Annotated in this window: 15 protein-coding genes; 6 read left to right on the forward strand and 9 right to left on the reverse strand. The window is 39.3% G+C overall.

Annotation, left to right across the window (positions count from 1 at the left end; genetic code table 11):
* Positions 1-1,357 (reverse strand): hypothetical protein (locus K1X56_03515; protein MBX7093766.1); only part of this gene is annotated, 1,357 nt, incomplete at its 3' end.
* On the reverse strand, positions 1,358-1,774 hold the full coding sequence (gene aroQ / locus K1X56_03520) for a type II 3-dehydroquinate dehydratase (protein ID MBX7093767.1): 417 nt from the start codon (positions 1,772-1,774) through the stop codon (positions 1,358-1,360).
* Positions 1,775-1,857: 83 nt separating this feature from the next.
* Between aroQ and xerD the strand changes: the two genes are divergently transcribed.
* Positions 1,858-2,763 carry a site-specific tyrosine recombinase XerD gene (xerD, locus tag K1X56_03525; GenBank protein ID MBX7093768.1) on the forward strand — a complete coding sequence of 302 codons (906 nt, stop codon included), beginning with the start codon at positions 1,858-1,860 and terminating at the stop codon, positions 2,761-2,763.
* A 56-nt stretch (positions 2,764-2,819) separates the two neighbouring features.
* Entirely contained in the window at positions 2,820-5,861 is a 3,042-nt protein-coding gene (locus K1X56_03530) for a DUF2135 domain-containing protein (GenBank protein MBX7093769.1), read from the forward strand.
* On the opposite strand, the gene K1X56_03535 is transcribed toward K1X56_03530, so the two are convergent.
* Genes K1X56_03535 through guaB form a run of 5 tightly spaced genes read right to left on the reverse strand, consistent with a single transcriptional unit; the run spans position 5,862 to position 11,977 of the window.
* Positions 5,862-6,341, reverse strand: coding sequence for a hypothetical protein (locus K1X56_03535; protein ID MBX7093770.1), 480 nt, complete (start codon positions 6,339-6,341; stop codon positions 5,862-5,864).
* Positions 6,341-7,690 carry a peptidylprolyl isomerase gene (locus K1X56_03540; protein MBX7093771.1) on the reverse strand — a complete coding sequence of 450 codons (1,350 nt, stop codon included), beginning with the start codon at positions 7,688-7,690 and terminating at the stop codon, positions 6,341-6,343. Before K1X56_03540 ends, K1X56_03535 begins: the two co-directional genes overlap by 1 nt.
* Positions 7,677-8,516, reverse strand: a complete 840-nt coding sequence (locus K1X56_03545; protein MBX7093772.1) for a hypothetical protein — start codon at positions 8,514-8,516, stop codon at positions 7,677-7,679. Before K1X56_03545 ends, K1X56_03540 begins: the two co-directional genes overlap by 14 nt.
* A 7-nt stretch (positions 8,517-8,523) precedes the next feature.
* A complete protein-coding gene (locus tag K1X56_03550) occupies positions 8,524-10,476 on the reverse strand; it encodes a peptidylprolyl isomerase (GenBank protein MBX7093773.1) in 1,953 nt (650 codons plus the stop codon).
* Between the two features lie 25 nt (positions 10,477-10,501).
* Complete coding sequence (gene guaB / locus K1X56_03555) at positions 10,502-11,977, reverse strand: IMP dehydrogenase (GenBank protein MBX7093774.1); 1,476 nt, start codon at positions 11,975-11,977, stop codon at positions 10,502-10,504.
* Positions 11,978-12,142: 165 nt separating this feature from the next.
* Between guaB and K1X56_03560 the strand changes: the two genes are divergently transcribed.
* The 4 genes from K1X56_03560 to K1X56_03575 are packed head-to-tail and all read left to right on the forward strand — an operon-like array spanning position 12,143 to position 17,700.
* Positions 12,143-12,778, forward strand: coding sequence for a hypothetical protein (locus tag K1X56_03560; protein MBX7093775.1), 636 nt, complete (start codon positions 12,143-12,145; stop codon positions 12,776-12,778).
* Entirely contained in the window at positions 12,775-13,545 is a 771-nt protein-coding gene (locus K1X56_03565) for a hypothetical protein (GenBank protein MBX7093776.1), read from the forward strand. Before K1X56_03560 ends, K1X56_03565 begins: the two co-directional genes overlap by 4 nt.
* Entirely contained in the window at positions 13,535-14,623 is a 1,089-nt protein-coding gene (locus K1X56_03570) for a hypothetical protein (GenBank protein MBX7093777.1), read from the forward strand. Before K1X56_03565 ends, K1X56_03570 begins: the two co-directional genes overlap by 11 nt.
* A complete protein-coding gene (locus tag K1X56_03575) occupies positions 14,620-17,700 on the forward strand; it encodes a caspase family protein (GenBank protein MBX7093778.1) in 3,081 nt (1,026 codons plus the stop codon). Before K1X56_03570 ends, K1X56_03575 begins: the two co-directional genes overlap by 4 nt.
* A gap of 4 nt (positions 17,701-17,704) precedes the next feature.
* Here the strand turns inward: K1X56_03575 and K1X56_03580 are convergent, their stop codons facing one another.
* Both K1X56_03580 and K1X56_03585 read right to left on the reverse strand, forming a co-directional pair.
* Positions 17,705-18,469 carry a methyltransferase domain-containing protein gene (locus K1X56_03580; protein ID MBX7093779.1) on the reverse strand — a complete coding sequence of 255 codons (765 nt, stop codon included), beginning with the start codon at positions 18,467-18,469 and terminating at the stop codon, positions 17,705-17,707.
* A 26-nt stretch (positions 18,470-18,495) separates the two neighbouring features.
* Complete coding sequence (locus tag K1X56_03585; protein ID MBX7093780.1) at positions 18,496-21,618, reverse strand: ATP-binding cassette domain-containing protein; 3,123 nt, start codon at positions 21,616-21,618, stop codon at positions 18,496-18,498.
* Positions 21,619-21,683: the final 65 nt, after the last annotated feature.

Consider the following 21,683-nt stretch of genomic DNA (forward strand, 5'->3'; position numbering starts at 1 on the left):
GTGGTGTTTTATTGAATTGTTGTTTTTCTAAATCAAAATAGTTCAATCCACCACCCCAGGTACCGAACCATAATTTTTGTCCCGACTTTTCGAGGCACAAAATATTTTCATGGGTATAATTTTGTTCCCTTCCATAATGCACTATTTCGCGACTCTTCCTGTTAAATACCGCTAAGCCTTCACCAATGGTGCCTATCCAGATTTTCTCGAGCGATTCTTCCGCAAAACAAAAAATGGTATTGGTCCGCAAACCTTTTGCATCGTAACTGTCGGTATTAATGTGATTGAATTTACCGATGCTTCGGTGATAAACCGTAATTCCATACGTATCGGTTCCCAACCACATGGAGTGCGCTTTGTCTTCGTATAAAACGCGGACAAAATTATCGCGCATCGAAAAGGGATTTTTCTCAATGGCTTTTACGACTCGAAAATTATCTTTTTCGGGATCATATAAATCAATTCCATCGGCAGTGGCAATCCATAACTGACCAATATGGTCTTCTAAAATGGAAGTGACCCTCCGGCTCGATAAGGAATGTTCATCGTGTTCGTCGTTAAAATAGTAGGTGTATTTATTAGTGGCCCGGTCGTATTTGGCGAGGTAACCTCCGTCATATCCGATCCATAAATTCCCGTTGCTGTCCTCATAAATAGCTCTGATACGATTACTGTTCTCCACTACATAGTCGCCCTTCGCATCCAGATCCGAATGATCTTTAAACGACTGCGTTTTTAAATCGTAGGATAACAATCCCGAACGTGTAGTTCCAATCCACAACACGCCATTCCTATCCTGATACAAGGTTCTTATCTGATCATTTTTAATCACCTTGGAAGGATTGTTAGGGTTCACCATTTCATCGAGATACCGCTGGAATTTTCCGGTGGAAATGGTGAAGAGATGCAATCCGTTATCGGTACCGATCCACAGCGAATTCTCATCGTGTTGAACAATGGATGTAATATTATCCGAATGAAGAGCGGATTCGTTGCGTGGATCTGCACGGTACGAATCGAATTTGTTAAAGTATTTATCGTAACGGTTTAAACCACCTTCCAAGGTACCTACCCAGAGAATGCCTTTGTTGTCGACATACAAACAATTAATCCAGTTATCCGATAATGTGCGTTCAATTTCGGGATTGTGTTTAAACACAGTGATTTCTCTTCCATTATACCGGTTTAATCCATCATCTGTTCCAAACCATAAAAAACCATCTTTATCTTCCGTAATTGCATTGACCCGACTTTGCGATAATCCTTGTTCTTTACCAATATGCTTGAATTTAAATTCCTGAGCATAGGTGTTCAGTTGAACCACAAACAGAATTAGGACAAAAATCGATTTCCTCATTTACAGAAAACTTTGAATGGCCAATTCGTATGATTTTAATCCAAAACCAAGTATTACCCCTTTGCAGTTTTTTGCCAAAAGGGAATGATGGCGGAATTCTTCACGGGCGTGAACATTGCTGATGTGGACTTCAATAACCGGAGTTGAAATGGAAGCAATCGCATCCGCGATGGCCACGGAAGTATGGGTATATCCACCGGCATTTAAAATGATGCCATCTGCTTGTCCAAATCCAAATTCATGAAGTTTATTGATAATTTCTCCTTCAATGTTGCTTTGAAAATAGAGAATTTCATGCGCAGTAAAACGACTCCTTAATTCAGGAAGATATTCCTCGAAGGACTTATCGCCATAAACAGAAGTTTCGCGTTGACCCAACAAATTGAGATTGGGACCATTTACGATGAGTAGCTTCATAGTATAAATATAGCACTATTCCCCAATTTTGCATTGAACCAATAAAAATGTAACCTTTTCAGAAGAATAACGATATTCATGCTATGAACTGGCAGGTAGCAATAAGGGGATTCCAATCCTATCTTCGACTGGAAAAATCACTTTCGGTCAATTCTATCGATGCCTATGAAAACGATGTAAGAAAGCTTCAGGAATGGACCGAATTAAAAGGGAATAAGCTGTTTCCCGATGAAATCAGACTCAGCGATCTTCAGGAGTTTGTAGCTTATATCAACGAATTGGGATTGTCCGCCACCAGCCAGAGCCGGATTCTTTCCGGAATTCGTGCTTTTTATCGTTATCTGTTGCTGGAAAATGAAATTAAGTCGGATCCAACCGAATTGTTGGATATGCCCAAAACCGGCAGGAAATTACCGGATACACTCAGCTACGAGGAAATACAAAAAATTATCGATGCCATCGATCGCAGTTTGGCCGACGGTGAACGAAATAAGGCTATCATTGAGGTGTTATACAGTTGTGGATTGCGGGTAAGTGAATTGACCGATCTGCGATTATCCAATATTTATTTTAACGAAGGTTTCATTCGTGTTATTGGTAAAGGAGATAAAGAACGACTGGTACCGATTGGTCGACTGGCCCTGGAACAAATTCTTCGCTATAAAGAACAATTGCGCGATCATCTTAAGATCGTTAAAGGCAATGAAGATCATGTCTTTCTAAATCAACGCGGCTCTGCAATTTCAAGGGTGTATGTGTTTACTATGATTAAAGCACTTTGTCTGAAAGCCGGAATCAGGAAGAAAATTAGTCCACATACTTTTCGCCATTCCTTTGCCACCCATCTGGTTGAAAATGGAGCCGATTTAAGGGCGGTTCAGGAAATGCTTGGTCATGAAAGCATCACCACAACGGAAATATACACCCATCTCGACCGAAACTTCCTCAAGGATACGCTATTGAGTTTTCATCCACGCTCAGGGAAATAAATCCACAATAATCGAACGCTTTTTGAGTTTGTTTGTACAGCTCTAAAAGTCTTTCTATGCCTCGCCTCCTCATTCTCCTTATTGTTGCCTTTCCTCTTTCGTTTCAACTCATACCTGAAAAAAAGGAACCGCGTATTGAAGTTGCAATAGAATCAAAACAATCAAAGGCCATAGATACCATAGTGCCATTAACAGATACCTTAAAAAATTATCCGGAATTAAAAGTAAAGGATCCTCAAAGTGGCAAAAAGAGCGAATTAAGGGTGTCAACATTAAATGTTGATGTGAAGGTCAGCGGTAATTTTGCAACGACCACCTTTGATATGTTGTTCTATAATGAAACCGACCGTGTCCTGGAAGGTGAATTAATTTTTCCACTGGGTGATGGTCAAACCATCTCGCGATTTGCGTTGGACGTAAACGGAAAATTACGTGAAGGCGTTGTGGTGGAAAAGGAAAAAGGACAACAGGTTTTTGAGTCGACCATTCGCAGAAAAGTGGATCCGGGATTATTGGAGCATGTGCAGGGTAACAGTTATAAAGCAAGAGTATATCCCATTCCCGCAAAAGGAAATAAACGACTTGTTATTGCATTTGAACAGAATCTGAATTACGATGGAAAAGAGTGGATTTATTTATTGCCCATGCAGTATCCCTATTCCATTGATGAATTCCATTTAAAAACAGAGGTCGTTCAACAGGAAATAGAGCCCATTCCTTATCAAAATGAATTGGCCAATATGAGTTTCAAAAAAATCCGAAGCAGTTACTTGGCTGAAGTAAATGAAAAAGATTATAAAGCAAATCAACAAATTGGATTCGCTATTCCTACTGACAAGGATCGACAGATCTATACTTCCACACAGAATAATGAAAATTATTTTTGTGCCATTTTGCATCCGAATTTACCCGAAGTAAAACGCAATCCTGTTTCGTCTACCTTGTTGGTTTGGGATGTTTCCACCAGTGGTGAAAAGCGGGATCATGCCAAAGAATTTGCACTTCTGGATAAGTATTTCAAACACCACCAAAACCTGGTTGTTTATCCCGTTTTATTTGCACATGAAATCATTGATAAAGGAAAAAGTTTTAGAATCGTTAATGGAAACTGGAATGAATTACGTTTATTTCTAAGTTCGCTTTCCTATGATGGAGCCAGTTCAATGGGCTGTTTAAATTTTCAGGATTTCAAACTCGGAAACCGATATTCGGATGAAGCTTTATTGTTTAGTGATGGCTTATCCAATTTTTCAGAAAGCAATCCCAGTCTTTCCTCCTATCCTGTTTCCACGATCATCACTTCTCAAAATGCCGATCACGGAGTGATGAAAAAAATCGCACTTAGCAGTGGAGGATCGTGCATCAATTTAATGACGGAGACCGTTGAAAGCGGATTGAACAAAATGATCCATTCGGATTACAGAATTAAATCCATTGTTTCTTCCGATAAATCTGTTTACGACGTAGCCGGTATCAGTACTATTATTACGGAAAATACGCTGATCATAAGCGGAAAATACAATGGAAACCGAACCATGTTTACGCTGGTTTTCCAGGCGGGTAATCAAGCTGAAATTCCATTTATTGTTACACTGAATGGAGTAAACCAGCAAAGTGAAATGGATATACAGCGGATTTGGTCATGGAAAAAATTTGAGGATTTAGAGCTTTTAAATCCGGAAAACAAAAAAGAAAATGCTGCATTTGCTAAGGAGAATAAATTAGTTACTCCCTATACCTCACTCATTGTATTAGATGAACTGGAAGATTATGTTCAACACCGGATCGTTCCTCCTATTGAACTTCAAACAGAATACTGGAAAATGGTAGAAAGTGAAGTTAAAGCTCAAAATGATGCCAAGGAAAGTCACATGGAAGCCGTTGTTCAAATGTTCCTTCAACGTCTCGAATGGTGGAATACTGATTTCAGCAAACAGAAAAAAGAAACGACAAGCACCAAGGTAGTAGAACATGAAATAAATGAAGAATCCGCTTCAGAAGGAGTTTCGATGGATTCCATTTCCTTTTCTCAAGGAAGATTGGAGGGAATATCGAATAATGTAAACGCAAATAATGTTACCGTGTCGGGTACTTATTCTATTCAGGTGACCGATGCAAATGGGGCTACAGCGTTTGGATTTAGTACTGGAGATGGATCAGACCTGGATATTGGTTTTAAAAACAAACAAGGCTACAGCGGAACCACCACACTGGATGAATGGAACCCGGATATGCCTTATTTGAGAGAAATCAAAAAAGCTTCGGAGGGCACACTGTACTCGACCTATTTAAAACAAAAAGCTGAGCACGGAAATTCACCTGCATTTTATATTGATGTTTCCGATTATTTTATTTCCCTGGGCAAAAAACAAGAAGCGCTCCGAGTGCTTTCGAATGTAGTTGAAATTGAATTGATGAATTATAAATTCATGCGGATTCTTGCCCATCGTTTGTTGCAACTGGGTTATGTCGATTATTCCATTGCTCTTTTCAGAAAAGTATTAGAGATTCGTCCCGAAGAACCCCAATCCTATCGCGATCTGGCTCTTGCCCTGGAGCGAAAAGGTGAATACAATGAGGCCATTGCTTTATTGTATCATATCGTGGAAAATCCCTGGGATGGACGTTTCCCCGAAATTGAATTAATCGCGTTGGAAGAATTAAATTCCATCGCTGCACGTTATCCGAAATCAAATGTGAGCAAGGTTCAGGAAAAACTACGTAAAGCCATGCCTTGCGATATTCGTGTGGTGGTTACCTGGGATACGGATAATTGTGATCTCGATTTATGGGTGACCGATCCAAATGGTGAATTGTGTAAATATGATCATTCCAGAACGGCAATGGGAGGATTAATCAGTCGCGATTTTACAGGTGGGTACGGACCCGAGGAGTTCCTTTTAAAGAAGGCTACCAAAGGGAAATATAAAGTCCAGATTAACTATTACGGAACCTCAGAACAAACCTTAACCGGACCGGCCACCATTCAGGTGAAAATGATCCGATCGTTCGGTACGCCGTTCGAAAAAACGACAGAAGTCACCAGAAGATTATCTACAGCTAAAGAAGTGGTAGATATCGGAAGTTTCGAATATTGATTAATAGTTAATGGGAATTCCGGATGCCTTCAAGGGTGAAAGGAATTCGGCCAAATTTTTCTCGCTTGGAAAAAAGAGCTGAAGAGAAAGTAGATCTCTGTTTTCCTTTTGATGGAAGATAAGCGTTAATATTTTTCCGTTGCTTCCTTTATAAGAATGAAAACCTTCGTCTTTAATGTTGACTTCCGAATACAAACCGAAATAATAATTAACCACTTCCCCGTTTTGCTCAAGAATGATTTCTTCAGCGGATAATAAAAGTTTTCCTGCATGATAAATCTTTCCGGCGCGAACGAAAAAAAAGAGACCTGTTAAGGCAAAAACCATTACCATTCCCATTAAGATAACTCCTGCAGAATAGGACAAGTTGGGAGCGGTAGAAAGAAGAAAAAACAAAGTCATGGCTGCCACAATAAATCCTGCGGCATACATTATTTTACTTCGTTTGTGCTGATCGATTGAAACGAGTTCAAATTCCATTACGGATTTGTTTTAATCCAGTTGTATTGGAATTCATAATTGCGGAAATCTTCGGCAATCCAGATATAGGTTCCGAATATTTTTCCTTTCACCCATTTTTCGACTTCCTTATTATGCTTATCGTTTTGCGTAGCGTTTTGCAATAACTGATAATCATCGGTAAGATTAGCTCGATGTGGAGCTGTTCGTTTATTCAGTTTTAAAATTCTGAATCCTTGTTTTCCATCACCGGAGGTGTACGGAACAGGCAAAGAAATTTCGCCTTCTTTCATTCGATCCAGCGTCAGAAATAATTGAGGATCTAAATCGGTCACATCAAATCGCGTATCGCCGTTGACGGGGTTCGATACTACTCCTCCATTTTGTTTGGTGTCCTTATCGTCGCTATATTTTGCAACGGCATCTAAGAATGAAATTTCCTTATTCATGATGCTGTGATACACCGAATCGAGTTTAGCACTGGCTTTACGCATATCCATACTTGAAACTTTGGGAACATATAAAATGTGTCGACCCTTATATTCATCGCCGCGGCGTTGGATTAATTGCATAAAATGATAACCATAATCGGTTTCAAACACTTCAGAAAACTCACCATCTTTTAAACGGAAAGCAATGGCATCGAATTGGGGTACAAACGTACCGCGTGGAATAAAATCCCATTCACCGCAACGTGAACGTGATCCGGGATCATCGGAGTCGAGTGCTTCAACGCAGAAGGAGCAATCGCCTTTCATAATGCATTGACGCACCTTTTCGAGTTTCTCTTTAATGCGTTTTTTTTCCTCAGACGTTACTACTGGAATTATCGTGATTTGCGAGAATTCTACCTGAGAATTAATCAGTGGCAGACTGTCCTTCGGTATTTTTTTATAAAACTCACGGATATCCTGAGGTGTCACTTTTAAATTCTCTGTAATTTTTCTCTCCATCGCTTGCGATAAAAGTTTATCCTTTACCATGGGGTAAAACTCTTCTTTAATTTCAGCCACGCTTTTACCGTAAAATTCCTCCAGTTTTTTTCTTCCTCCAATCTGATTTTCGAAAAAGCGGATTCTACCTTCCAGTTCATTTTGAATTTGTGCTTCTGTCACTTCCAGTGAATCGATTTCAGCATGATGAATTAACAACCGTTCGTACAATAATTGATCAAGGATTAAGCCTTTTCCATTTGGACCGAGATTAAAACCTTGGGAAAGCGCCTGGATTCTTTGCATCTCAACTTCGGAATACAAAATAGGATGATCGCCAACCACGGCAATAACACGGTCGATATTCTGTGTTTGTGCCGAAAGTTTCAAGGTGGAAATCACCATGACAAGGAAAAAAAGTAATTTATTTCTCAACATAATTTTTAATCTCAGTTTGCGCCGCATTTAATAATTCAATCCGCATTTTCCGAACAATTTCAGTTGTTCTTGCATTCAATATCCTGGCTTTAATGTTATCCCGTTCAAATGAAATGGGAGAAACTTCATCCTTTAAACTATAATCGTAAATGGTAAGGAAATACACAAATTCTTCATCTTCAAAACTGATGTTTTTTGTCGATTTTAAAAACGAGGTTTTGTCCTCCACCTTAATGGGTACTTCCTTTAACAGGTCGCTGAAATAAATCCAGCTTTCCTGATCATTATAAAAACTAACGGCATTTTCTGCACAAAATTTTTCCAAATCAGCAATATCTTTTTCATTGCCCGATTTATACCATTTTTCCACCTTTTCACGTCCTTTTACCGTTTTATCCAGCTTAACGTACAACACTTTTACGATGTAGTCGGCCAGTTTAAATTCGTCCTGATTTTCCTTGTAGTGCTTTTCAATTTCCTCTTCAGAAACAAGGGTGTCCAGCTTTTGCCTCGCAAATTCTTTTTCGTACTCGTACACCAGCAAGGAACGTTTATAATTTTCCAGACGGGCTTCTACGTTTCTCGTTTCCTCCGGTAAATTCTCTTCGGCCTGGTGGACAATCACCATATCCCTGATCCATCCGTCCACAAATTGTTTTACGAATTCAGTGGAATCTTCAGGATTTAACCCTTCGGGAATTAAGGGCAAAACTTGCTCCAGGGTCAATTGCTTATCATAAACCTCGGCTAAAAGATCTCCATCTCCCCCATTGGGTTTACCTCCCGAACAAGAGGCCAGTGCGATAAGAATAAACCACTTTTTCAAAGCGCTCTTACTTGATGGTATAAAGCACTTCTTTGTTGATTTCTACAGGATATTTCTTCCTCAAGGACTCCAACCAGGTTTTTTCCAAATAGCTCTGATAATCGGAAGTAATAATTCCTTTCGCTTCATTCAGGGCTTTTGGCATTGGCTCAATAATGGCGTTGGTGCGAATGATTACTACCTGACCATTTTCCTGAATGTCGGCAGATAAACCTGCTTTCGCTGGAGTATTTTTCTTCAGTAATTCATTGTCCTCTGCAGATAATTTTCCGCCATCCACTTTAAGATTCAATTGCGATTCTTTATTGTATTTCTCTTTCAATTGATCATTGGTCATTTTCCCTTTTTTCAAATCTTTACGCAAGGCTTTGGCAATGGTTGAATTGGCGCAATAATATACATCTACATCATAGCGCTTTGGCCACATGTAGTTCGATTTGTTCGCTTCATAGAACTGATGCAGACCGGCAGAATCTTTAACGGCTTTGGACCATACTTTCTGATCGGTGAGTTCAAATAATAAAATTCCATCACGGTATTCTTTCATCAGCATTCTGAATTCAGGATACAATTGCTCTAAACGTGCATCTTCATAATTGATCAATTCCTCAGACACCCATTTATCGTATATGTTATTTAGAAACAACACCATGTCTTCTTTCGGAATCTGACGTTGATTTTTTACCAGGTAATTAGTGAAATCAGTTTGCGAATAATTTTTATCAGCAAAAGAGAACATTGCACCTTTCAGTGAAGCTGCTTTTTTACCATCCCAGGTGGCATTAAAAATATTGGTATCAACAACCGTATAAAATGCTTTTAACGCTTTAGGATCATCTTTAAAATTATACTTCGCTTTTAATTTAGCTACGAAAGATTTTTTAGGTAAGTGACTTCTCGAATCGCGCTGAACTTTTTGTTTTAAGTTCGCTTTCATTGCATCAAACGATTCAAGTGGTTTTAATTCCAAACGTTTGATGATATGATAACCATAGGACGTTTGAATCACAGGAGAAATATCACCGTCGTTTTTCAATGCAAAGGCAGCATCTTCAAATTCCTCTACCATTTTACCGGTGCTGAACGGATTTAATTCTCCGCCCTTGCGGTTTGAACTTGGATCTTCAGAAAATTGTTTGGCAAGCGTTGCAAAATCTTCACCCTTGTCTAAACGTCCCTTGATCTCATCCGCTTTTTTACGGGCGTTCTCCTTCATTTCTGGCGTATCTTCAGCTTTGGATCCGATAAGGATGTGAGCAACTTTAATGGTGCCTTGAGCGGGACGACGACCGGTCAATTTAATAACGTGATATCCGAATTTAGTACGTACCGGTTGCGAAACATCACCTACATTCATTTTGTAGCAGGCATTTTCGAAATTGTAAACCATCATAAAAGCAGTAAACCAACCCAAATCACCTTTGTTTCGAACTGCGCTTGGGTCTTCACTTCCGCCTTTACCAGAAGCTACTTTACCAAAGTCTTCACCTTTTACAATGCGTTGACGAAGTTTCATCGCTTTATTGTAGGCAGCAAGTGAATCTTTCGGATCCGCATCCCATTCGCATTTAATGAGAATATGACTTGCTCTCAATTCGGTTTGCATACGATCGTAAGCTTCCTTCACCAATTGATCCGTCATTTCATTATCTACCAGATAAGGACGAGCCAATTGTTTACGGTAGCCGTATAACTCATCTTTAAATTTGCGATTGGTATCCAATCCCAATTCCTCTGCTTCGGTAACCTTCAATTTAAAATTGGTAAACAAAACCATGTATTCATCCAATGATTCTTTGGTGATAACGGTTTCTTTCTGATTCTTTCTGAAAATAGCTTCGAATTCCGATTTGTAAACCGGTTTGCCATTTACTTTCATGATCACAGCATCGGATTGAGCGGCCACGGAAAAAGAAAGGCAAATCGCCGATAGAAATCCTAAAAATTTCATTGTTTTCATGGTGTATAATTATGATGTTTTATTATTAAACAATACTGTAGTTCGGAGCCTCACGGGTGATGGTGATGTTGTGCGGGTGACTCTCGCGGAATCCGGCAGTTGTAATTCGAACAAACTTGCTGGTTTTTTGAAGTGTTGGAATATCTTGTGATCCGCAGTAACCCATACCGGCACGGAGTCCGCCAATAATCTGATAGGTAACTTCCGCAAGACGTCCCTTATACGGAACGCGACCAGAAATTCCTTCCGGAACCAATTTTTTGATATCATCTTCCATATCCTGGAAATAACGGTCTTTTGATCCATGTTGCATGGCTTCAATCGATCCCATTCCGCGGTATGATTTAAATTTTCTTCCTTCATAAATAATTGTTTCACCGGGTGATTCTTCCACACCTGCAAACATAGAGCCAACCATTACGGTTGATGCACCTGCTGCAATGGCTTTCACAATATCGCCTGTATAACGAATACCACCATCAGCGATCAATGGAACATCCGTTCCCTTTAATGCTTCGGCCACCATCATAACGGCAGATAATTGCGGAACACCAACTCCCGCTACTACACGGGTAGTGCAAATGGAACCGGGACCAATTCCCACTTTCACTGCATCTGCACCAGCTTCTGCCAATGCCAATGCTGCTTCGCCGGTAGCAATATTACCAACGATAACCTGCAATTCAGGGTATGTTTGCTTAACTTTTTTTAACGTTTCAATTACACCTTTGGAGTGACCATGCGCTGTATCGATGGTAATGGCGTCGACTCCCGCATTTACCAATGCACCGACACGTTCAAGCGTATCATGCGTTACACCAACAGCAGCCGCCACACGTAAACGTCCAAATTGATCTTTACAGGAATTCGGATGTTCTTTCAGTTTTATAATATCACGGTAGGTGATTAAGCCAACCAATGTGCCCTTTGCATCTACTACAGGTAATTTCTCAATTTTATTTGCCTGAAGAATTCCTTCTGCTTGCGTTAAATCAATTCCTTCATTGGCGGTGATTAAGTCTTTGCCGGTCATTACTTCTGAAACCGGACGATTCATTTGTTTTTCGAAACGCAAATCGCGGTTGGTAACAATGCCGACTAATTTTCTGTTTCCGTCAATCACCGGAATACCACCGATTTTATTTTCCGACATTTGCTTTAATGCATCTGCAACCGTTGCATTTACAGGAAGCGTAACCGGATCCTGAATCATTCCACTTTCAGAACGTTTCACTTTGCGCACTTCATTCGCTTGCGCTTCGATGCTCATGTTTTTATGAATCACCCCTATTCCACCCTGTTGTGCCAATGCAATAGCCAGTTCAGATTCAGTAACCGTATCCATCGCTGCCGCAACTACAGGAAGATTTATTGTTATGTTGCGTGTAAATTTTGAACGAATATCCACATTGCGTGGCATTACTTCAGAATAAGAAGGAACCAACAATACGTCATCGTACGTTAATCCTTCTCCAATAAGCTTTCCGGGGGTGATTGTCATGATGTAGCGAAATTTTTAATTGGGCAAAGATAGCAAAAAAGGCACCTTGTGAGAGGAAAAAAATGAAAATGAAGGAAAGGAAATATTCAATACTCCAGTTCCGGATTTAAGCAAAAATTCTTCCCCGCTTTTTTCTATTTTTGAACACCCAAAAATCAGTAAGTAGTGCGAATTATTACATTAACTAATTCATTTTCAAAAAAATGCATTAGGAAAAAGGAATTTCTCTCTTTTCTCCTGCTTTTTCTTTTTTTATCCGGAACAGCGCAATCATTTGAAAAACATGGGTTCCGGTACAATACACTGGCCGGCCATCAATGGGGATTGTCCTTTCCCGTTTCCGGTTTTTGGGTAATGACCAGCGATTACGATTACGAATCGACTGATGCAAAAAACACCGCCCTCTTCAGTGCAGGAGCAATGCTCACACTAAAAAATGATGCCGACAGAGGAATTGGATTTGGCTTAGGATTGGATTATGCAACCACCGGATATTTCAGAGCCAATGCACTCATCGATCTGGATTTTCTTTTTCATTTTATTGCTCCAATGGGTGATAATTTCTCATTGGGGGAATCGGTTTGTTCTAAATGGAAAATCAGTTCGGTACTGGGAACAGTGGATGGAAAAAAAATCAGGGAATATTATATTTCTGTTAACTTTTTACAAATCCATTTTGGAAAGTTCACGTTTACGATGGGACTAAACAAAGGAATTTTCCGAAAACAGTTTCCTCCCTTTTATGCAGATCAAGGGTTGAATTATGGCTTGACCTACACCTTTAAAACCAAAAGAAGATGAAGCATATTTTCGTTTTATTCCTTTTTTTGGTACTTGAAACCGGCATAAACGCACAGCGAATCAGTTCAGGTTTTACGGCAACCACTCCTCTGGCAGGCAGCATTCATTTTAATCAGAATTATTATAATCCGGTTAATACAGTTCGCATCTATTTTGTGCATGAACCCGGAGCCGATCAATCGAGAATGACCTTCTTTTCTCCAATGGGATTGGGAATGAAATGGTATAAAACATTTGGACTTGGAGTCGGATATCAAATGAAAGCTGAATTCAACCGTTATATTTTGCGATTGGGTTATCAGTTCATTTACAACAGTGCCACGGTGCGATTAAATCATTTTGGTTATTCGGGCGAAGTAGATAACTACAAAGCCTTGTTCAATATGCAAAATCTCCAGCATCGAATTCCGCTTACCTTTTCCATTAATCTAAAAAATCATGCAAGTTCACCCATGATTGTTGTAGGTGCGGAATACGGACAAATCGTTTACATGAAAGAACGTATCGATTGGGATCCGGGTCATTATGACCGCTACTACATCCCATTTATGTACGGCAAATACTACGATAATAATCCATGGATAACTGCCAATATCGGATATGGAAAAAAACATAAAAACATCGAATGGTACTTGCTGTGGAAAACAAGGGTGGATAAACATAAATCGGACTTAAGCATGCAAAACCAGCAGATGGAATTTACGTTTGCCTGGTATTTATCGTATAAATCACTTCGCAGAAAACACTTTATCTATTATGAAGAATAAATTATTATTCCTTCTCTTCCTTATGGTAACTGGTGTATCCTGTAAAAAAATAGATGCTCCAACAGATGAAATTGTGGAACGTTACACCTGGCTGGATGCCATTTGTGTTTCTTCACTGAACTACGATTCCTATTCTGGAAATAATCTGTATTTCACCATGGAAGCAGCCGCGTTGAAAAATGGCAAATTGGTGGATATTTATCCCGATTCTGCCTTTTACAGTATTTATGGTTTTGCATTAAGCGCGAATGCATTGGTCGATTCGGTTTACACGTTGGAATACCAGAACGATTTTTCGTATCAAAACATCATGATTGTCGACCAGGCCGGTTACGATTATCAATTTGTAGATGACGGAAATTTTATTGATGCAATGAACCGGATGGACAAACTTTGTGATCCCTCAAAAAATCAATATTGTTCATTTGGATTTTTTGCCCGCGAAAGTTTAAACGGCAATTCACCTGTACATTTTTTAGGCGAAGAAAGCGGAAATTTATTCGATCATAGTCACGAAGAAGTCATGGATTTCCTTTCTACCAATTATACCAATCTCGGAAGCGCAAGCAATTCTTCTTTGTTTGATGCCATCGACCGGTCTCTGGACAAACTCATTTCAGATCCCCGATCCACCCGCCGATCGGTTACTGTAGTGTGTAATAATTACGACGATGGTAGCAGCGCTGTTAATGCCACTGCTTTAATCAATAAAGCAAACACCAATAACATCTCCATTAATGTAATTATGCAGGGCTTTTCATCTTCCGATTTGTACCGACTTGCCCATGAAACGAATGGCTATATTTCAGAAGCTAACTCAACCCCATTTGGAGGATATCCATACAATCTTTCCAGAACCATTGTGTATCATAATCACGATTTATTAGCCGGTAATGGGAAACGTTATGTAATAAAAGGACATGTTTACAGACCTTCTTTGTGGAATGTTGGACATACTTTTTCAGGGTATCTGGTGGCCAATTACCAAAAAGAAATCAATTCCAATTATTTCGAAGACGATCTAACGGATGATTTGGATTTAAATCAACGACTACCTATTTATATCAAAATTCCATGAAAACTAGTTTAATCCTTTTCTTTTTTGGAATTTCAATCCTTTCGCTTCAGGCGCAGCACATCACGCCGGCTGTACAGCAAGGACATTACGGTCCAATTAAAGCCATTGCAGTTTCTCCCGATCAAAAATCCATTGCTTCGGTTGGAGATGATGGTCAGCTCATCTTCTGGGATCTCAATTCCGGAATGCAGCTTAAGCGGAAAATGATTTACTCATTACACAATCACTATTCGATTTGTTATGGCGGACCAACCCAACTTTTATTCAGTTCAAACGGATCTACCCAACGCTTCGATGCCGAAAAAAATCAATGGGACGGCAATGCTAATCCACTTTATTTACCGCTAAAGGGAGATTCGTTGGTCGACGGTGAATATTGCATTCGGATAAAAGGACCTGAAATTTCATTTAAAAAATCAGGTGTCATTTTTTCACGTAAAACATCCCGCTTTTTCAATGAAGGTTTCACCCAAATGGTGATTCATAAACCATCATCGAGTGTATACGTTGCCTCGCTCGACGGCAGAATTTATGTTTACAATTATAAAACGGGGAAAATAAAAGATCACCTTGCACTGCATCAATCGGCGGTAAATGATTTGGATTTGAGTCCCGATGGTAAAAAATTATACAGTGGCAGTTCAGACCGAACCATTATAGAATGGGATGTGGAACAAGGTAAAATGCATCGACGATTTCACGGTTACAGTTATCGTGTTAGTGCAGTAAATTTTTCATCTCAATACGATCAATTGATCTTTGGCGATGAAATTGGTAATCTTAAGTTTTTCGACATGAGTAATTATTCTCAAGAGATAAAAACCATTAAGATTTCAGAACATCCTCTGTTGCAAATTATCCCGCAGGGCCAAGATCAATTACTCATCATTACACCCGAAAACCGCATTCGTTCTTATTCTGTTTCTACAGGTAAAACCAGAACCCGTCATAAATATCATCGCCTAAGCTGGAAGCTGTTTCAGCAATCATTTTTTGAGCATGTTTTGGGAATGTATATGGAACCTCGTTTCAATGCTTTTTATTATTCTGCCAACGAATCGGGTTCCGTTGAAGTGTATGCCGGAAATGAAAAATATAACCGGAATCGCCGAAAAACGGTCGTAAAAAAACCGGGAATCAAAAAGCGGAGAACCATTCGTGATAGTCAGAATTACATTCAATCCCTTTTATTAATTAATGATAGCACCTTTGCTGTTTTAAGAGCCGATTCAGGAAGTTTTTCCGTTGGAACAACCAGCTTTTCCAATCAATTGGAGATATGGACCCTGAAGAAAAATACCTGGTACAAAAAAACACTGGGTTCGGGTTCTAATTTTGATGATGTAATTCGCTGGGATAATCAATCGGTTTTGGAATTAACAAAAGGTGGAATTCTCATGGTGCAAAATGTATTTACCAATGCGAGTTTTAACCTGAACATTCAGATTCCCCCATCCTATCGGAATAAACTTTTCAGAAAGAAAAATCTAATAGGAATTGCATCACAAAGTGATTTTTACCTGTTTAGTTTGGGAACAGGATCAGATTATAAATTCATAGGAAAATTTACGGGTCACGATGCAGAAATTAACGATTTCGATTTTTCGCCCATCAATAATACACTGGTTACAGCCTCGAATGATGCCAGCATTAAATTCTGGAATACTACCAATCAGAAATTAATTTCTACGCTAATTCCTACGGGGAAAAAAGATTTTATTTTGGTAGATCCCGAAGGGAATTACCAAATCACCAAAAACGCTTATAAGAAATTTGGATTTTGCTCCGGAATGCAATTTATTTTTCCCGACCAGTTTGATCTCAAATTTAATCGTCCCGATGTAATTCTCTCTTCCATGGGAATTGGAAATTCAGAGCTACATCAATTGTTGTCAAAAGCCTACATCAAGCGCCTTAAACGCATGGGTTTTTCATTGGAGGAATTAAACGGAGAATCTTCGTTGCCTGAAATTGCGATTGAAAATACCACTAAAAGCGACCAGCAAATCACCCTTCGGGTGAAGGCAAAAGATGAGTTATGGGCGCTGGACCGAATCAATTTATTAGTCAATGATGTGCCTATTTTCGGATCAAAAGGATTTCAATTTTCAGATACCGGATTGCATCAATGGAGTGGTGATTTAATGGTTCCATTATTAGATGGAAAAAACAAAATTGAAGTTTCTGTCCTCAATAAAAAAGGGACCGAATCGGTTCGGACTTCTTTAATTGCAGAAGGAAAAAACACTGCGCAAGCCAACCTCTTTTTAGTATCACTCGGTGTAGGAAAATATGCAGATTCCCGTTTTAATCTTACTTACCCTGGTAAAGACGCTATCGATATTCAGAGTGCCTACAAAAGCATGGAAGGAAAATTTGTAAATAAGGTGTACAGTTTATGTTTACAGGATTCCGCTTTTACACTGCAATCACTTTCCGGCATCAGATCCTTTTTACAAAATGCAGGAGCTAATGATTATGTAGTGATGTTTTATGCGGGACACGGTGTTCTGGATGCAGATTTAAATTATTATCTGGGCACTTATGCAATGAACTTCCAAAATCCAAAAGAAAACGGACTAAGCTACGAAAGCTTCGAAGCACTGGTGGATGGCATTAAACCCATGCGGAAATTAATTCTTATAGATGCTTGTCACAGTGGTGAAGTGGACAAGGAAGAAGTGGAACAAATTAGCATGAATACCGAAGGAAATGGCGACATCCGGTTCCGTGCGGCAGGTGCAGGAATTCAAAAGAAGAATCTTGGATTAAAATCCACTTCCGAATTAATGGCTGAACTATTTACCGATCTACGGAAAGGAACAGGTGCAACTGTAATTTCATCAGCTGGTGGTGCCGAATATGCCATGGAAAGTGCAAGCTGGAAAAATGGTTTGTTCACTTATTGTCTGCTCAATGGAATTCGTTCGAAAAAAGCCGATTTAAACCGTGACGGGGAAATTGTATTGAGTGAATTACAACAATTCCTACGAACAGAAGTGGTACGCTTAAGTAAAGGGATGCAGCAACCTACTTCCCGAATGGAAAACCCTGCAATGGATTTTCGTTGCTGGTAATCGATTAAGGTTTTCTGCAGATGTAGAGAACTTCTTCCTTTTGCAAACGATAGCGCTCAGAAAGCTTTGGATCCATTTCTGCAGCCATTTTATTTTCCTCTACCACAAATCCTGCTTTTCTTAATTTATCCGGGTAATCCAATCCGAATAAACGAAGATGATCTTTTTGCCAGAAATGCTTCTCACGATCTTCGGGACTGGTTATTGACCGGTCCTCGTACGTTTCCTTACGGGTATAATCAATCGGAACCTGCATAATAGCCCATCCACCCGGTTTTAAAACCCTTAGCACTTCTGTCATGCATTGATGCGGATCATCCACATGCTCCAAAACGTGATTAGAAAACACGATATCGAACTCTTCGTTCTTAAAGGGCATATGATGCATATCCATGTGAACATCGGCCAATGGCGATTCTAAATCGGCGGTTACATAGCGTAAATTCTTCTGGGCGCGAAATTGCTTGTAAAAGCACTGTTCCGGTGCAATATGCAATACATCATGTTTGGCTGTAAAATAATCGGTATTCTGCTTTAAATACAACCAAAATAAACGGTGACGTTCAAGGGTGAGGCAATTCGGACAAAGTACATTGTCGCGCTGATGTGTTCCGTAGGGTAAAAACTTTCTGAATTTTTTCTCACATACCGTACACTCAACTTTATTCCCTTTTAAAAACAAAGGTGCAAACAAACGAAACACATAACTCAACCGAATTAACATCGGCCGGGGAATTGTCCTTAATAACCAACCATAAAATTTCTTCATCGTCTCTCCTGCCCTGCTTTAATGGATTAGGACTTCTTTTTCTTTTTAGGAATAATTCCGGATAATAATGATCCTATGTTCAATAACTTTTTGAGCAAATCAAAATAGAGCGCAATGGTGAGTGTTAATGACATCAACCAAATCACCATCATATTTGCCCAAAAGGTATCAATATACGATCCAAACAACCGTTTACGCGGCGCATAGAAATGCGATTCCAGGAATCCTTTATCATAAGGATCCAGGTAAATCGGATCACTTTTTTGAACCAGGTATCCGTTTTCCACCACAATTGGTTTCAGGTCATTTCTATTCGTAACGAAATTGGTCAGACTTTGATTGGTATATTCATCCTGCTCTTTAAGGAAGGCCTCATTGAGTTCAGGTGTCTTGGTCATTTCCCGCTTTACGCTATCCAGTTTATTGCTCGATTCTTTGTAAACATTTTTATAATGTTTCTTCAGTTTACCTAAATAAACTTCCGTTTCAACCAGAACATTTTCATTGACTTTTTCAGGAGTCAGGTCATCTACCATAGGGTGAACAATCGCTTTAATAAAAGCCATTTCACGCTTAATTTCATTTTGGAGGATGATCAGATTTTCTTTTACCAATTCTTTGGCTTCGGCATCCGGATTGGCCATATTCAGTTTTACTTCCTGAACATATTTATCCAGTTCCTTCATCCACCAGTCCTTTTTCCAGGTTGCGAACTTGGAAGTTTTGGTATAATTAAAGAATTGCTTCTCGAATTTATTGTCCTTAAACTGCGCAACGGCCATTGCCTCATAAGCCCAGCGGGATGCCATTACATTACCAACCAACGGAACTTTCGATTGAGAAGAGAACCAAGGGTGTAGTTTGTCGAAACGTACAATAACTCCCGAGAATAATAATTGAGGAATAATTAAAATCGGAATGAGGATGTAAATAACTTTTGCGGAATTAAAGGATGCGGAAATATTTAATCCTAAAATATTGGCAAAACAAGCTACAGAGAATAAAGCAAACCAATGCGTGAAGGTCATGCCCTGAATCTCGAGAATAAAGTTTCCTACCACTACATACAATAACATTTGTATAGCAGAAATCAGGAACATGATGGTGATTTTACTATTCAGGTAACTCCATTTGGAAAGATTCAGGAAGGATTCCCTTTTCAGGATTTTCTGATCCTTAATAATTTCTTCGGCAGCAACGGTAAGTCCGATAAATAAAGCCACCACTACGCTGATAAATAAAAACTGAGGAACGTTTTCAGAATCGCGGAATACATAGTGTCCCGATTGTGCACTTTCATTATCGAAGAACTTCACAAAGAAAGCCAGAATTAATGCGAGTGCAGGAGCTTCAAACAGGTTAATCAGGACATATTGCTGATTGGTGAGTTTGGATAAAACATCACGAACCAGGTATACCCAGTATTGTTTTAACTTATTCGGAATTTTAAATGTGCTCTCGGGAATATCTTTTTGCGGAGGTGCTTCCGGAAGTTTGCTCGCAATTTTTTCAAGATAAAATTCATTCCACTCTTTAGGAGAAATTTTACGGTTTTGCGTAGCATTTCCATATTCATCCACCACTTTCGATTCAATGATGTTGAATATCTGTTCCGGATTTACATTACCACAAGTAGGACATTCACTTTCGTTACAGTTAACGTGGTTAACCTGTGTTTTAAAATAAATTACAGCGTCTACAGGATTACCATAATAAATCGGATATCCTCCTACATCCAGAATCATCAGCTTATCGAACATTTTGAAAATATCCGACGAAGGCTGGTGAATGACTACCCAAACGAGTTTACCTTTTAAAGCAAGCTCTTTAAGTAAGTCCATGATGTTTTCGGAGTCGCGCGATGACAAACCAGAAGTTGGTTCATCCACGAATAACACCGATGGTTCACGAATCAATTCGAGACCGATGTTCAAACGCTTTCTTTGTCCACCCGAAATCGTTTTATCCAGCGGATTTCCTACTCTCAGATCCTTCGTTTCGTATAATCCGAGTGCGGTAAGTAGGTTTAAAACCAATTTTGTTATTTGAGCATCGCTCATGTTTCCAAAACACAATTTTGCATTGTAAAACAGGTTTTGGAAAACCGTTAATTCTTCAATCAGAAGGTCATCTTGCGATACATAACCGATAACGCCTTCGATTTTGGAACTTTCTTTATAGATATCCACTCCATTAACGGTAATGGCCCCCTGCGTTGGAGGGTAATTTCCGTTCAATACGTTTAATAAAGTCGATTTACCGGCTCCGGATCCTCCCATAATTCCTAATAGTTTTCCTGATTCTTCAGAAAAACTCAAGGGATGCAATCCGATTTTTCCTCCTTTAAAGTGATACATGATATTATCCACCTTAAATACAATTTTACTGGTGGTGGTATCACTGAGGAATTTGGAAATTATATCGGAATAATAGATCGGTTGTACACGCGAGGAACGAATGGATGAACCTTGTGTTAGAATGTAAACGCGTAATGGCGTAATGTTAATACCATTCAGGTAAATCTCTGAATTGCCATAGTAGCGCAGGAAATAAATTCCAACTGAATTGATACGGACTACACGGATTTGTCCTTGAATACCTTCGCTGTAGATGTGTTTTGCTTCGAGGAAAATAGATTCTTTGCTGTTATTGATATAAAGCAAATGTGATCCATCTTCAATTTGATCTTCTTTATTATCTACGAAATTTTTGCAACGGCGGAATTCTTCATCAGAAATGTTAAAGGTTTCAGCTACTGTACTTGCAAACTCTAATTCCTGTTCGGTAATGGATAAATTTTCATTGATAAATTCGAGGATACGAACCAATACAATGATTTTCTGTTTTTGTGCAAGCTCTTCATTGATCTGGGTACAGATACGAAGGACTTTAACCGAGTTAACGGATGTACGTTTTTTTGCTCCGTCTTTCTTTTGTGATTTCCCCTGGTGGGTTTCCAGGTATTCATCAAAAAGCTTGAGGTATTCATCAACTAACTCCTGATTGAGCTGCGACTTAAGGAATATTTCAACGATACGTCGACCGCCTCCCTGGGGAGTTTCCGAATCGGCTTCGGGTTCGTCCTCGTCTTCAACCCTCGCAATAATCGCGAAGAGCTGCATCAGGGCTTTTAATATCCGTTCACTCATGTGTTTGTGTGTATTGGTTTAAACACAAAAAGACATTACCAATGAATGTCTTTCTGCGTTCGGCT

The organism is Flavobacteriales bacterium (assembly GCA_019694795.1).
Lineage (GTDB): Bacteria > Bacteroidota > Bacteroidia > Flavobacteriales_D > UBA2798 > UBA2798.